Here is a 14,883-nt window from a genome sequence, read left to right as displayed (position 1 = left end):
CCGGCCGCCATGCTGTTCTATTTCGAACGCTTGCTCGTTTTCGCGCTGATCGTGGTTCTCGCCGCGGCGCCGCTCCCGCTGGGCAGCAACCGGCCGGTGAGCTGGTCGCTGCTGTCCTTCGCCAGCGGCGGCCTGGTCTGTCTCTGGGGACTGGCGGCAACCTTCCGGCCGACGCTGTTCCGCCTGTCGGGCACGGCCGCCATCGTGCCTGCGGTGGGCTGGCTGCTGCTCGTCGGCTGGCTGCTGGCTCAGACCGGCGGGCCGGAATTCCTGTGGCACCCGCTCTGGGCGCCGACGGCCGCCGCCCTGGAGCTGGAGACCATCGATGGCGCCATTGCCGTCTCCCCGTCCGACGCCGCCACGTCGGCCATGCGGCTGCTGGCCTATGGCGGCATCTTCTGGGTCGCCGCCCAGACCGGGCGGGAACCGGACAACGCCGCGATCTACGTCTTCGCCGCGGTCGGCATCGGCACACTCTACGCCCTCTACGGACTGGCGGCGGAGATCGCCGGCGGCGAGACCATCGTCGGGCTGAAGAAGTGGGCCTACGAGGATTCGCTGACCTCCACCTTCGTCAACCGCAACAGCTTCGCCACCTTCGCCGCCCTGGCCGCCGTGGCCGGGCTGGGCATGGTGATGCGCGGACTGCGCGCCGCCGGCGGCGGCATGAGCGCAGAGCCGCGCCCCGTGATCCGCCGCCCGGCGCGGATCAGCCCCGAGGTCTGGCTCTGCGCCTTCGCGGTGCTGATCCTCGTGATCGCGCTGGTGCTGACGCGCTCGCGGGCCGGGCTGGTCGCCTGCGGCGTCGGCATGGCGGCGCTGGGCTGGGGCTGGTTCTACCGCCGGGGACGCCTGCCGGGCGCGCCGGTCCTGCTGGCGGCGGCCGTGGCCAGCGTCGTCGTCGTGCTGCTGGCCGCTGGCGGCGGTACCTTCGAGCGCAAGGTCGACGCCGACGGCCAGGAACTCAGCGGCCGGCCCTGGCTGTTCCAGCGCACCCTCAGCGCCATCGCGGACCAGCCCCTGACGGGCCATGGCGGCGGCGCCTTCGAAAGCTATTTCCACGGCTACAAGAACGCCGAGTTCGGCGGCGTCTACGCCATCAGCAAGGCGCACAACAGCTATCTGGAATTCGCCGCCGACGCCGGCGCGCCAGCGCTTCTGCTGCTGCTCGGAATCTACGCCTGGATCGCGGGCGCGTGCATCCGCGGCATCAGGGTGCGCCGACAGGACGCGATCTATCCCGCCATCGGCCTCGCGGCGGCGGCTCTGGTCGGCCTGCACGCCCTGGTCGACTTCAGCGTGCAGATCCCGGCCGTGGCGGCGCTTTTCGCCATGCTGCTGGGCGTCGGTTACGCCCAGGCCTTCCCCACCGGCGGCGGGCGGCACAACCGGCTCTAGAAACGGTCGGGAACGGCGGGGGTCAGGGCAGGCCCGGCGGGCGGAGCCCCGGCGTGCGCCGCTGCAGATACCAGCGCAGGAACTGCGCCATCAGCTCCGGCTCGTCGGCCAGGGCGCGGCGCACCTGCGGCAGGCCCGCCCGGTCGAGCACCGTTTCCGCCAGGATGCGGGCGTTGTAGCGCGCCAGGCCGCGGATCTGCGCCAGCACGCGCTCCTGCTGCTGGTCATCCAGCACGGGCCAGAGCGCCAGCCCGAGGATCACCCGCGGCCGCATCAGGTCGATGACCTGCGGGCCGGTCTCCAGCGACATGGTGAAGGCCAGCGCCGCCTCCACGCCCACGCCCCTGGCCAGCAGTTCCGCCTGCGAGAGGCGCAGCCAGACATAGGGCTGGGCCGGGTTGTTCATCAGTGACTGCCGCGCCGCCTCGATGGAGGCTTCCAGATAGCCCATGCGCGCAGGATCGTCGGGCGCGGCGCGCTGGGCCGCAATCAGCTCGATCAGGGCCAGGTCGCGGGGCGCGGTATAGTCCGACGGCAGGATCCGCGCCGCCGAGACCAGGCTTTCACGCGCGCGCGTCAATCCCTGCGCGCCGACCGGCTGACTTTCCTGCAGGCGGTCGATCACCGTCTCCCCGGTGGATGCGGCGACGGCGTTCAGCAGTTTCGGCACCGACAGGCCGACAAGCAGCAGTCCTGCAGAAAGGATGACGAGGCCGCCTGCCGAAGAGCCGATGGCCAGCGCCCGCGTGGTGGAACGGCGCCGGCGGCCGGGACCGCTCATGCCGGGACGTGCGGCGTCGCGGGATCGTAGGATGGATCGGTGGCCTCAGGCCCCATAATACTTGCCGTAGCCGCGATAGTAGAAATAGCTGTCGCTGTAATTGTACTTCTGGTGGCGGCGGATGTCGACGCGGGTCATCGCCACGCCGGCGAGGTCGCCATTGGCTTCCTGCACCTGGCGGATGCCGGCAAGCACCGCCTCCCGGCGGGTGGAGCCCCAGCGCACCAGGAAGACGGTCTTGTCGACATTGCGCAGCAGGACCAGCGAGTCTGATACCGGCAGGACCGGCGGCGTGTCGAGGATCACGAGGTCGTAGCGGTTCTCGAGTTCGCCGATGAGCTGACGCATGGCCGCGGAGCCAAGCGCGTCCGGCGGATTCGGGGCCTTTGCGCCGGCGGTGATGTAGTGCAGGCCCGATTTCAGGTCGATCTCGATGGCGTCGTTCAGGTCAGCCGCGCCGGTGAGGATCTCGACCACGCCCTGGCCGTTGGGCACGCGCAGCGATTCGTGGACCGAAGGCTTGCGCAGGTCGCAGTCCACCAGGATGGTGCGCTGGCCCGCCTTGGCCGCGGCGCGGGCCACGGAGACGGCGGTCGAGGTCTTGCCTTCGGCGGGGACCGACGAGGTGAACATCACCGATTTCGGCGGCCGGTCGATGCTGGACAGCATCAGCGATGTTCGTATCGTCCTTATGGCTTCGGCGTAGAGCGAGTTCGGCTGGTCCAGCACGAATTCCTCGGGCGTGTAGCGCCGCGCCTCCATGACCGACAGCCGCGGGACGATGCCCAGCGCCGGCACGTAGATCGACTGCTGGAGCTGCTGCAGCGAGCGGAAGCCGGAGTCCATGTATTCGATCAGGAACACCACCATCACCGCCAGCATGGCCGAGCCGACCAGCGCCGCCGCCAGGGTGAGCGACTTGCGCGGGAAGCTCGGGAACAGCGGCGTCGACGCCGGCGTGATGATGCGGGCGTTGGCCTGTTGCGGCGAACGCTCCTGCAGGTTGATCTCGTTGAAGCGGCCGAGCACCGTTTCGTAGAGCTGCTTGTTGGCGTCGCGCTCCGACCGCAGCGCCTGCAGCGTCACCTCGGCGTCCGACTGGCGCTGGACCTGGGCCTGGAGAATGGCGACCTCCTGCTCCAGATTGCGCACGCGCACCCGCGACAGTTCCAGATTGTTGTTCTGACCGATGACGATCTTGTTGATCTCGCCGCGGATCTTGTTCTGCAGATCCTCCAGTTCGGCCCGCTTCAGCAGCAGGCGCGGATGGCGGTCGCGGAGCTGCGTGCGGAGTTCCGCGATCTCTCGGACCACTTCGGCCTCCTGCTCCCGCAGGCGCCCGATCAGCGGCGAATCCAGCACGGAGGCGACGGTCTCGATGCCGCCTTCCTCTTCCAGCAGGCGCTGCACCTGCTGGTTGCGGGCCTCAGCCTCGGCGAGTTCCTGCCGCGCCTCGACAAGCTGGCGGTTGAATTCTGCGACCTGCTCCTCGATCAGCGAAAGACGATCGCCCTGGCTGACATAGCCGGTCTCGCGGCTGAATTGCTCCAGCGCCTGCTCGGACTGCTGGTACTGGATCTTCAGCAGTTCGACCTCGTCGCGCAGGAAATCGGAGGCGCGTGACGTGGCGTCGGACTTCTCCGTCCGGGTGCTTTCGACATAGGCCTGGGCGAAGGCGTTGGCGACCTCGGCCGCGAAAGCCGGGCGGTCCGAGATGAAACGGATGGCGATGGTGCGCGCGCGCTCCGACGGATCCACGGAGAGACCGTCGAGCAGCGTCCTCTTGACGTGCTCGCGCTCGAACTCGGCCAGTTCCTCGGGCGTCATGCTCGCCAGCACCGAGGTGTTCTCGTCGGTCTGGCTGCCGCCGCGGAACTTGTTCAGCACGCCGCGGACGCCCTCCACCACGGGATCGGGAAGAATGCTCTTGATCGTGGCCTTGAGCGAGAACCCGGCCGTGACCGAACCGCCCGCGTCCCAATACAGACGATCCGGGTTCTCGAACAGGTCCAGGCGCGCAGCGACGGTTTCGGCCACCTGAGAGGAGGCGATGATCGCCGCCTGGGTCTCGTTGAAATAGAAGTCCTGGGTCTCGCCCTGGACGACACCCTGGATGCCGGTGACCTGTTCGTCGCGGATACCGATGACCACTTCGCTGGCCGCCGAGTAGAGGGGCGTCTGGCTCTGCAGCCAGTAGAACGCCATCAGCATGCCCATGATGACGATGGCCGCGATGATCCACTTGCGCCGCCACAGGATGGTGAAGACCTGGCGGAAATTCACCATCGGGCTGTCGCCGCGGCCGGCGTCGACGAAGGACGGCGCGTCGCTCATCTCGTCAGGCCTCGCCGAATCCAGATAGCTCACGTTCGCCATGGTTCATCCGGCCTCACGCGCCGGAAAGCCGCCGGCGCGCCCGAATCCGCTATCCGCAGGGATTCCGTCAGCCATGTCAGCCATTTGCCGGAGACTATCTACTCTACAAGCGATCATGTGCCCTCAAGTGGCGAAGCGATTTGCGTTTCCGGCTCTCCTGCCAGGCGACATCTAGAGAGGCCGCACCGCCGGGATACCCGATATGGCCGACAAATGCGGCCGCACAATGGTAGGAAGCAAGCGATGTGCCAAACTCCGCGAGCCGCGGGGCGAGCCGGCATCAGAACAACCGTCGATGCACTTCGATCGTGTCGCCGGGCAGGATGATGGCGTCCTGATCGGCCTCGAACTTGATCAGTTCGCCGGCATTGTTCGTCCGGAAGATCGTGATCGGTTCCTCCCTGGCGCGGCGGGTGTAGCCGCCGCCCACCGCGATCGCCATGCGGGCGTTCAGGCCCGGCTGGTACTTGTAGGAACCCGGACTGCCCACCTGCCCCAGAATGAAGAACGGGCGGTAGTTGGTGACTTCCACGGTGACCTGCGGGCTGACGAAGAACTCCTCCAACGCCCCCGTCAGCACGCGGTTGAATTCGCCCGGGGTCATGTTCTCCGCGGTGATCTGGCCGATCAGCGGATAGGACAGCTCGCCCGCCGCGCTGACCTCGAACTCGCCCGATATCTCCTCCTGGCCGAAGACCTTGATCGACAGCCGGTCGCCGGGGCCGAGGCGGTACTCCTCCAGTTTCCGGGCGACCTCGTCGGGCACCTCGTCGATGTTCACCAGGGGCACGGCGGCGCTGTCGTCGGTGGCGTTGGAGGCGCGCACGCGCAGCTTGCCGTCCGCCGTGCGCTCGGGCTCGGCGTCCCGCGGCGGTACCGGGCTGGTGATCAGATTCGCCTCATCGGAGGCCGGCGGGGCGGTCTGAGGACCGGCGGCGGCCTGTTGTTGCTGCTGCGGCGGCGAGACGGGCCGAGGCGCCGCCTGCTGCTGCTGCGGTTCCGGCGGCGGCGTTGGCGCGGGCCGAGGCGCGGCCGCCTGCGGCTGCGGGGCGGGCTGGACGATGGCCGCAGGCGGCGGCGGAACCGGTTGCGGCTGCGCGGCGGCCTGCGGCTGGGCGACGGGCGCGCGCGGAGCCGCCGGCTGGGGCGCAACGCCGTAGCGCCGCTCCGCACAGCCCTGGGCCAGCGTCGCCGCAATTCCCAGCGCCGCAAGACCGAGGGCCAATCTCAATCCGCCACGATTCATCGTTACACTCTCTCCATGGTGGGCTGAATCGGCAAGCCGCTCAGTAGTGCATGGTCAGCGTGACGCCAACGACATGCTTGGAGAATTCACGGTTGGCGTCATTCGAGCTGAGCAGCGAGTAATTCCAGAACCCGCGCATGCGCATGTACTCGTTCATCAGCCAGAGCAGCGCAAGTTCGGTGTCGACGCCGGTGTCGGAGGTGCCGTTCTCCAACGTATCGGCGAGAGCCAGGTCGATGCCGGCGCTGGCGAGTATCTCGTAGGTCACCTCCAGCTGAGCGCCGAGGCTGAGCGTGTCCGTCAGCGCGGCGACGTCGGGGACGTTGACGTTGTTGATGATGCTGAAGGCGTTGGTCTGCGCAAGCCGGCGGTTCCACCCGGCGGTGAAGGTCCAGGAATCATGCGGGTTCCAGACCAGATCCAGCTTTCCGGACAGGAACGGGAAGCTGTCGGCATTGCGATCGTGCGGAATGCCATAGCCGATGCCCAGGGCGCCTTCGAGGAAGGTCACGGCGGAAGCGTCGTAGGTGAACCCGACATTCACGCCGGTCGAATAGAAGCCCCGCTCCAGCCCGGCATTGTCGAACTGCCGGAAATTGCGGGCCAGATTGAAGAAGGGTTCGAGGAAGATCGTCGTGCCGCGCCATTCCTCCCAGCCCAGCCGGAGCGAGTTCTCCCAGATCCAGTTGTCGTTCTGGTCGTTGTCGACGGTCACGCCGGCGGCGGTGTTGTCCCTGAAATCCCGCGCGGTGATCGAGGTATTGGCGTCGACGAGGAACTTGTCGCGCTTGTAGCGCGCCTGGCCGGAAGCGAAGGCTTCGTGGAAGACGGTCGGTTCGTCGCCGCCCGTGTCGGTCTCGATGTCGCTGCGCGCCGCGGTCTTGCGCTGCCAGCCCGCGCCGAATTTCAGGAACAGGAACTCCGTCACGTCCAGGCGCGTGCCGAGCTCCGCGCCGTAGCGGGCGAAGCTCTCACGGCTGTTGGAGGCGTAGCGGGCGAACTCGCCGAAGCCGCGGACGAAGAATTCATGGTTGTCCCAGTCCGAGTGCAGTTCCAGCTCCGGCCGGACGGTGCCGATGAAGTCTGCGGTCTTGTCGTTGGCTTCGGCGAAGATGTTGCTGTCGAAGGCGACCTCGGTTTCGATGCTGGGGAACAGCAGGAAGCTCTCCAGAATCTGGCCCCGGCCCAGATATTTCACGTCCCGCAGGATACCGCCCGCCAGCATGCCGATCGGCTCGTATTCCGGCCTGCGCCGGTTGAGCACGGCGTCCTGCTTGGCGGTGGTGAAGGGGGGCTCCGGATCGACCTGACCCGGAATGATCGGATTCTGGACGATCTGCGGCTTGACCTGCTTCTCGGACTTGCCGTCGGCGGCCCCCTGGGCGACGGCCATGCCGGGCAGGGCGACGACGGCGCACAGGCAGAATCCGAAACCGATCTGCCACGCCCGACGCATCATGCCCTCCTCGCTGCGGCGCGGCTTCAGTTCGGGCTGACGTCGTTGACCGGTTCGAACACCGGCTCGGGCAGGTCGAGCAGCCGCGCGACCTGCTCCGGCCCCGCCTCGGCCACGATCTCGGAAACCAGTTCCTGACGCGCGGTCTCGACGCGTTCGGTGGCGACAAGGATGTCCTCAGGCCGGGTGAACAGCACCTGGCGGGCCTCGGCCGAGGGCGCGAAGACGCTCTCCTCGCCCGCCGGCTCCAGGATCACGCCGGTCAGATAGGTTTCCTGGCCTTCGATCAGGTCGAAGACGAGCTGAAGTTCGCCGTTCTCGACCTCCGTCTCGATGACCACCATGCCGCCGGTGGTCGGCCCCTGGGCGTTGCCGCGCTTCGCGACCTCGTCCGCGGCGGCGGCGCCGTCCTCGGCCAGATAGCTCTGAGGCTCGGCGAGATAGGTTTCGTTGACCCAGTTCTTCGGCGTCTGCGCGGCCACGCGGACGCGTTCGCCATTCACCTTCATGGCCGACCCATAGGGGTTGGCGGTCGCTTCCGGCACACCGATGTCGTCGGTGGCGATCATGACGCGGTACTTGCCGTTGGCGACCGGCAGCTTCACCTGACGCAGATTGCGGATACCGTCGCGCAGCAGCGATTCACCCTCAGGCCGGCGCATGGCCGACGGGTTCGGCCCTTTCACCATCTCGCTCCTGGTGTCGACCTTCTGGAAACCGTCCCTGGTTTCCGCGTCGGGCGGACCGAAATCGAAGCCGATGCGCTTCTCGTCCATGCGGAAGGTCGAGGTGACCCGGGTCTTGTAGATGCGCGCCGAGACGAAGGAACGGCTGGCGGCGCTGGAAATGCGGTCCGCCGCCTGCTGCAGGACCTGGGGGTCGTCGGCCAGCCCCGAACGGCGCAGTTCCCGGATCAGGCCGGCGGCGCGGTCGGCGGAAACCTGTGCCGCGCCCGCCGAATCCAGATAACGCTCCATCGCCCGGACGCCTTCCTCGCTGCCGGCGAGCGCGCCGGCCAGCGCATCGGCCCGCGTCGGTTCCGCGGCCACCTGGGCCTGGACGGCGGGAGCGGCGAGGGCGAGAGCCGCGCCGACGCTCAGTATCTGGGAGATGCGTTTCATGGGAGTTCCTGCATGCAAGAAACGGGCGCGCCTCGAACACTGCCCATAAGTCCACGTCCCTACCAAATAATGTATAATCGCCTGCCCGAGAACCCCATGTGGCCGGGTGGCTGTCACATTCCGCACCGCCCGGACGGGTCCACGTGCCGAATTCGCACAGGTCCGACGGCGATCCGGGCCGAGCACAGCCATCGCCGGATCGCCGAAACGGCGCGGTGAGAAAAATAACGGGGAGCACCATCCATGACCGCCTCTTCCATGCGCCATCGCATTCTGCTGCGTCAGCACCGGACGTTCCCGAAGCTCGGGTCCGCGCCCCACGGATCGGGAGTGGCCCGATGATCGCGGTGATCTTCGAGGTCGAACCGGCAGAGGGCCAGCGCGAGGCGTATCTCGACATCGCCGCGGCGATCCGGCCCGAACTGGAGAAGATCGACGGCTTCATCTCGGTGGAGCGGTTCCAGAGCCTGAACGATCCCGGCCGGATCCTCTCGCTCTCCTTCTTCCGCGACGAGGAAGCGGTGATACGCTGGCGCAACCTGGAGGCTCACCGCCGGGCGCAGGCGAAGGGACGCGGCGGCGTCTTCGCCGGCTACCGGCTGCGCGTGGCGCAGGTCCTGCGCGACTATGGCATGAACGACCGGTCCGAGGCCCCGGGCGACAGCCGCCAACGCCACGAAGACCGTTGACCTGTCGGGGGGCCAGGCGGATGGTTTCCCGCGGTGCAGGGATGCAGAACAGGAAACAATTCTTATCGCGCTGTCCCGAAACGATACAGACGGTCTGCCGAAAGGCGAATCCCCCGATCCCCTCTGGGGCGCGGTCGCGGGCCTGCCCGTGCAGCCCGGGCCGGACGATGCGGCGCGCCTGACGGCCCTGGCGGCGCTGATCTCGGCCGCGACGGCGGCGGCCGTGATCCCCGGCGCCGAAGACATGCTGCCCGCCGGCGAGGTGCGGCAAGCGCGCCTGCTCAATCGTTTCCGCCGTCTTCAGGGGGAGAAATGGGCGGCGGCGCTGGCGGAAGCGGACATCCCGAATGTCGCCCTGAAAGGCCTTGCCTCGGCGCATTGTCTCTATCCCTCGCCGGACGAGCGGGCGGTGTCGGACGCGGACCTCCTTATCCGTCCCTCGGACCTGGGCGCCGCCCTGGAATTGCTGACCGGCCGGGGCTTCGCCTTCGCCGAAACGCCGACCCGCAGCCCGTGGGGATTCGTCAGCGAGGCCAGCTTCCAGCCGCTGATCGGCGAGGACGGCGCGAATATCGATCTCCATATCCAGGCCGCTGCGCATCCGTTCGAGAGGGTTCTCCCCGTCGACGACATCATGGCGCAGAGCTGCGGCACCGGGGCCGCCGGTCTGCGTGTTCCGGCCCCGGAACACCGCTTCCTGATCGCCGCGGCCCACGCGGCCGGAGACCTGTTCACCGCGGATGCCATCAAGTCGGTGATCGACGGCCTGCTGATGCTGCGCCGGGCCGGCGACCTCGACTGGACCGGGATGCACCACCGGGTCGACGCAGGCGGCATGCGCCGTCCCGTCACCGCCTACCTGGCGCTGCTGGGCGCGCTGGGCGGCGATATCGCGCCCGCCGGCCGCGCCGGCTTCGAACCCGAACGGGTCCGGGGTCCGACGCTGGCGCGGGTGATCGCGGACCACCGCGCCGTCTTCGTGGACCGGCCCGAACCTTCGGCGCTGGAGCGGCTGCGGCGGGAGGCGGCGCTGGCCGCATCCTGGCCGGTTCTGGCCCGCCGCAACTGGCGCCGCCTGACCGGCCTGCTGCGCCCCAGGCGCGGCCGTCCCGATGGCGAAACCGGGGGTGCGATGGCACGGAGATTGCCTTAGGATCGGGTTCACCCCGGCGCAGGAATCGGCAAGGCCATGGACATGTTCGCGTATCTGAAGGGCGGCGAGGAAACCGGCGAAGGACAGCGTGTCGCCCCGGAACGCCGTGTCCTGGAGGTCGGCTACATCCTCGACACCGACAAGGCCGGCTTCATCTGGGAAGCGCCGCGCCAGTTCCGCCGCAACGACCCGCCCGCCCAGCACGCCAAGTCGGCGGCCATGTGCCCGGCGGTGCTGGACTACGAATCCCGTCTCTACGAGGTGCCGTGCCCGATCGACGTCCAGCTCCGCTTCAAGATGGACGACAACGGCCAGCCGCAGCTCGTCAACCTCGCCGGCGACAAGAGCTCCATCCGTTCCAAGCACCTGCGCCAGATGGTGGCGGTGATGGCGCGCAAGGAATGGCGTCATCCCAACCGCCCGATCATCCAGTTCATCACGCCCTACATCTTCGTCGCCGACGACATCTGCTGGATGAACCAGATGCCGGCCTTCAGCCACTACCGCCCCGCCCCCCTGCCCGGCACGATGATCGGCGGACGGCTGCCGATCCACATCTGGCCGCGGCCGATGATGTGGGCCTTCGAATGGTGGGAGCCGTCGAAGGATCTGGTGCTGCGCCGGGGCGAGCCGTGGTTCTACCTGCGCTTCGAGACCGACGACCCGCGCCGGCCGATCCGCATGGTCGAAGCCGAGAAGACGGAGACGCTGACGCGCTACATGACCGGCATCAACAGCGTCACCAATTACGTCAACCGGACCTTCTCGCTGTTTCAGGTAGCAGAGCAGCGGCGGCCGGCGAAGCTGGTGCAGAAGAAGATGGCGAAGGGCTGAATGGCCGAGGATGGCGACAGCACCGGCGACGGCTGGTCGAGGATCGGCCGCATCACGCCGACGAAGCGGCCGGCCACGCCGGAGGAAGCGGCCGAGCACCGCCGGCGCACCGCCGGCGCGCATCTGCATGTCGTCGCCAGCAAGCCGGGCGCGCGCCCGGTCGCCGACCTGTCGGAGGAAGCCTGGCGGCGGCCCGAGCCACAGCGCCGTGCGCAGGCCGCGCCGGCCTCTGAGAACCCGCCCGCCGGAGACGCCGCCGATACGCCGCCGCCGCCGGCGGCAGCGACCGGCCGGCCGCGTATCGACGCTCTGCGCCGGCTGCTGATCCGCATCACCCGGGATCTGGGCCGGCCGATCGGCGCGGCCGACATCCAGGCCGCCGCGCCCGGCGCGGGCAGCCCCATGACGCTGGACGGCTTCCGCCTCGCCGCCGAGCGGCTTGGATTCCCGGTCACCGAACAGGCCTTCGACGCCGGCGCGCTGCGGCGCCTGCAGGCGCCCTTCGTGATCCTGGACGCGAAGGATCCTTCGGCCTCCCGCTCCGTGGTGCGGCGCGAGGGGTCGGGCTACCTCGTCTACGATCCGGTGCGCGAACAGACGGAGGTCCTGGACGCCGGCGGCGTCGCCGCCCTTGGCCGTCGGGCGCTGGTCGTCAAGGCGCCCCAGACCGGCGTCAAGCGCCAGCGCGACTGGCGCGGCCATGTCGTGCGCAAGATGCGCGGCGTGCTGCTGGAACTCGGCGTCGCGTCCTTGCTGATCAACCTGTTCGCGCTGGCCGCGCCGCTGTTCATCATGACCGTGTTCAACAAGGTCGTCGGTTCCGGCGGCGGGGCGCAGTCGACCCTGTTCTCGCTGACCATCGGCATGGTGGTGATCTACCTCTTCGATCTGATCCTGCGGATCGTGCGGGTCTATGTCTCCAGCCACACCGGCGCGCGGGTGGAGAGCCTGATCGGCGGCGAACTGGTCCATCACCTGCTGCGCCTGCCCTACAAGCATTTCGAGAACACCGCCTCCGGCGTCATCTCGGAGCGGATGCGCCAGCTCGACACCATCCGCAGCTTCTTCACCGGCCAGATGCCGCTGGTGATCGTCGACCTTCTGTTCGTCGTGGTCTTCCTCGCGGCGCTGCTGCTGATCGAGCCCCTGATCGCGCTGGTCGTCGCGGTGGCGATCCCGATCTTCGTCGCGCTGTCGGTGGCCACCCACGGCCGCCAGAAGAAACTGACCGAGCAGAACTTCCTCGGCCAGGCGGCCAAGGCGTCGGCCCTGCACGAGACCATGGCCAACGCGCTGACCGTGAAGTCGCTGGGTCTGGAATCGGAGATCGAGCGGCGCTGGGATCACCGTCTCGGCCTCTCGGCCTGGACCGGCTACCGCTCCAACAGCCTCGCCGGCGTGCTATCCGCCATCGGCCAGAACCTGCAGCAGATCCTCAGCCTGGTCGTCATCGTCATCGGCGCCCTGCTGATCATGTCGGGCGACATGTCGATCGGCGCGCTGATCGCCACCAACATCCTGGCGACGCGGGCGGTGGCACCCATGCGCCAGGTCGTCGGCGCCTGGCACCAGGTGCAGGAGGTCCGCTCGGCCTTCGAACGCATCGACGACATCATGTCGGAGGAGCCGGAGGCCGAGCCCGGCGAACTCAGCCCCGGTTCCCCCTTCGAGGGCAAGATCGCCTTCGAGAACGTCTCCTACCGCTATGCCGACGACCTGCCCTTCGTGCTCGACAATGTCACGCTGGAGATCGGCGCCGGCCAGGTCTTCGGCATCATCGGCCCCTCGGGCCAGGGCAAGACGACGCTGTCCAAGCTGATCCAGGGCCTCTACCAGCCCGATCACGGCCGGGTTCTGATCGACGACACCGACATCTCGCACCTGTCGCCGGCCACGCTGCGCCGCCAGATCGGCGTCGTGCCCCAGGACGTCCAGCTTTTTGCAGGCACGGTGCGCGAGAACATCGCCATGGGCATCGACGACAAGGATCCCGCGCGCGTCGAATCGGTCGCCAAGTTCGTCGGCGCGCACGAGTTCATCCAGCGCCTGCCCAAGGGCTACGACACGGTGCTGAGCGAGCGCGGCGGCGGCCTGTCGTCCGGTCAGCGCCAGCTTCTCGCCGTGGCGCGCGCGCTGATCCGCAATCCGAAGATCCTGATCTTCGACGAGGCCACCAGCGCACTCGATCCGGGCTCCGAGGAGCGGCTGATCCGCGCCGTCAACCGCGCCCGGCGCGGCCGCACCATCATCCTGATTTCCCACCGCATGGCGCCTATGGCCATCGCCGACAAGGTGGCGCTGGTGCTGGAGGGACGGGTCGAGCGCATCGGCCCGCCGCAGGAGGTCATCGCCTTCGCCCGCTCGCGCATGCGCGACGCCGCCATGCCCGGCCAGGGCGGCCAGGGCGGCCAGCCCGCCGCCGGCCAGTCCGGGGACGCCTGAGCGCGCCATGTCCAGTCAAGACCGGTCCAAAGGGCCCCAGTACACCGAATTCCTGCCCGAAGCGCAGGCGATCAGCGAAAGCCGGCACTCGCCGCTCGCCACGGTGCTGGTCATGGTCGTCGCGGGCTTCTTCGTGGCGATCATCCTCTGGGCGACGCTGGCGCAGGTCGATCAGGCCGTCGTCGCGCCCGGCGAGGTGCGGCCCGGCGGCCGCGTGAAGGTGGTCAACCACCCTGAGGGCGGGGCCGTCGCCGAGATCCTGGTCCGCGATGGCGATCTGGTGGTCGAAGGCCAGGCCCTGATGATCCTGGACGAAAGCCTGCTCCGCGCCGAGGAGCGCCGTCTGCGGGGCGACCTGCTGACCCTCGAAGCCGAACTCGCGCGGCTGGAGGCCGAGGCCGGCGGCGACGCCGCCATAAGCTTCAGCGACGAGGTGATGGCCGAGCGGCCGGACCTGGTGGCCACCCACTCGCGGCTGTTCGAGGCCCGGCGCGATGCGCTGCAGTCCCAGCGCGAAAGCGCCGACCGGGAGATCGAGCAGCGCCAGTCGGAGATCAACACGCTGCGCGTGCGCATCGGCACCCTGACCGAAAGCGCGCGGGTGCTGGAGGATCAGGTCGCCTCCTTGCAGAAGCTCACCGACAAGGGCCATTTCCCGTTCCTGCGCTTCCAGTCCATCCAGCGGCAGCTGAACGAGACGCTCGGCGACCTGCAGGAGACCCGGGAGTCGCTGGAATCGGCGCAGTCGGCGCTGTCAGCGGCGCGATCCCGCCGGCGCGAGATCGACGAGACCGGGCGCGGCAACGTGCTTGCCGACCTGGCCGAGGCCCGCGGCGCGCGCGACCGCACCGCCGCGGCGCTCGACCAGGCCGAGACGCGCCTGGACCGCACGGTCATCCGCAGCCCCGTCGACGGCTACGTCCAGAACCTGGCGGTCAACAATCCCGGCCAGGCGGTGCGGCCGAACGAGCCCCTCGCCTCCATCGTCCCGGAGGCGGACAACCTGGTCATCGAGGCCCGCGTGGCGAACCGCGACATCGGCGCCATTGAACCGGGACAGCCGGCGGTGGTGAAGGTCCGCGCCTACGACTTCATCAAGTACGGCACGCTGGAAGGCACGGTCGAGCGCGTCGCCCGGGACGCCAACCGGGACCAGGACACCGGACAGGTCTTCTTCAACGTCGAGATCCGCACCGACAGGACGCATCTGGGCGCGGCCCCGGGCGTCAACGAGGTCCGCCCCGGCATGGAGGTGGACGCGGAGATGAAGACCGGCAGCCGCTCCGTCCTTTCCTTCCTCACCGACCGGGTGATCGGCACCGCCGACGAGGCCTTCCGGGAGCGGTGACGCCGGCGGCACCGCGACCGGCGGTTGACTTGAGTCAAG

At 68.7% G+C, this 14,883-nt stretch carries 11 protein-coding genes; 6 read left to right on the top strand and 5 right to left on the bottom strand.

Annotated elements, in window-relative coordinates; genetic code table 11:
- Positions 1-9 precede the first annotated feature (9 nt).
- Entirely contained in the window at positions 10-1,398 is a 1,389-nt protein-coding gene (locus CWC60_RS11205) for an O-antigen ligase family protein (RefSeq protein WP_109794085.1), read from the top strand.
- 22 nt (positions 1,399-1,420) lie between these two features.
- Here the strand turns inward: CWC60_RS11205 and CWC60_RS11200 are convergent, their stop codons facing one another.
- The 5 genes from CWC60_RS11200 to CWC60_RS11180 all read right to left on the bottom strand — a co-directional run bounded on the left by CWC60_RS11200 (position 1,421) and on the right by CWC60_RS11180 (position 8,378).
- Positions 1,421-2,179 (bottom strand): hypothetical protein, encoded by a 759-nt coding sequence (locus tag CWC60_RS11200; protein ID WP_109794084.1) that lies wholly within the window; start codon positions 2,177-2,179, stop codon positions 1,421-1,423.
- Between the two features lie 45 nt (positions 2,180-2,224).
- The gene (locus CWC60_RS11195; RefSeq protein ID WP_109794083.1) at positions 2,225-4,555 is read right to left on the bottom strand and encodes a GumC family protein; all 2,331 of its coding nucleotides are present in this window, start codon (positions 4,553-4,555) and stop codon (positions 2,225-2,227) included.
- A 280-nt stretch (positions 4,556-4,835) separates the two neighbouring features.
- Positions 4,836-5,780, bottom strand: coding sequence for a polysaccharide biosynthesis/export family protein (locus CWC60_RS11190; RefSeq protein ID WP_109794082.1), 945 nt, complete (start codon positions 5,778-5,780; stop codon positions 4,836-4,838).
- Between the two features lie 61 nt (positions 5,781-5,841).
- Positions 5,842-7,260: an outer membrane beta-barrel protein gene (locus CWC60_RS11185; RefSeq protein ID WP_109794081.1), complete on the bottom strand. Its 1,419-nt coding sequence runs from the start codon at positions 7,258-7,260 to the stop codon at positions 5,842-5,844.
- A 23-nt stretch (positions 7,261-7,283) separates the two neighbouring features.
- Positions 7,284-8,378, bottom strand: a complete 1,095-nt coding sequence (locus CWC60_RS11180) for a hypothetical protein (protein ID WP_109794080.1) — start codon at positions 8,376-8,378, stop codon at positions 7,284-7,286.
- Positions 8,379-8,716: 338 nt separating this feature from the next.
- Here CWC60_RS11180 and CWC60_RS11175 point away from each other — a divergent pair, with 338 nt between their 5' ends.
- The 5 genes from CWC60_RS11175 to CWC60_RS11155 all read left to right on the top strand — a co-directional run bounded on the left by CWC60_RS11175 (position 8,717) and on the right by CWC60_RS11155 (position 14,844).
- The gene (locus CWC60_RS11175) at positions 8,717-9,067 is read left to right on the top strand and encodes an antibiotic biosynthesis monooxygenase family protein (protein ID WP_109794079.1); all 351 of its coding nucleotides are present in this window, start codon (positions 8,717-8,719) and stop codon (positions 9,065-9,067) included.
- Between the two features lie 148 nt (positions 9,068-9,215).
- Positions 9,216-10,220, top strand: coding sequence for a nucleotidyltransferase family protein (locus CWC60_RS11170; RefSeq protein ID WP_109794078.1), 1,005 nt, complete (start codon positions 9,216-9,218; stop codon positions 10,218-10,220).
- Positions 10,221-10,256: 36 nt separating this feature from the next.
- Entirely contained in the window at positions 10,257-11,054 is a 798-nt protein-coding gene (locus tag CWC60_RS11165) for a hypothetical protein (RefSeq protein WP_206419892.1), read from the top strand.
- Positions 11,055-13,496 (top strand): peptidase domain-containing ABC transporter, encoded by a 2,442-nt coding sequence (locus CWC60_RS11160; RefSeq protein WP_109794077.1) that lies wholly within the window; start codon positions 11,055-11,057, stop codon positions 13,494-13,496.
- A 7-nt stretch (positions 13,497-13,503) separates the two neighbouring features.
- Positions 13,504-14,844 (top strand): HlyD family type I secretion periplasmic adaptor subunit, encoded by a 1,341-nt coding sequence (locus CWC60_RS11155; protein ID WP_109794076.1) that lies wholly within the window; start codon positions 13,504-13,506, stop codon positions 14,842-14,844.
- Positions 14,845-14,883 lie beyond the last annotated feature (39 nt).

Source organism: Minwuia thermotolerans (assembly GCF_002924445.1).
GTDB lineage: Bacteria > Pseudomonadota > Alphaproteobacteria > Minwuiales > Minwuiaceae > Minwuia > Minwuia thermotolerans.
This window is presented reverse-complemented; position numbering and strand designations above follow the sequence as displayed.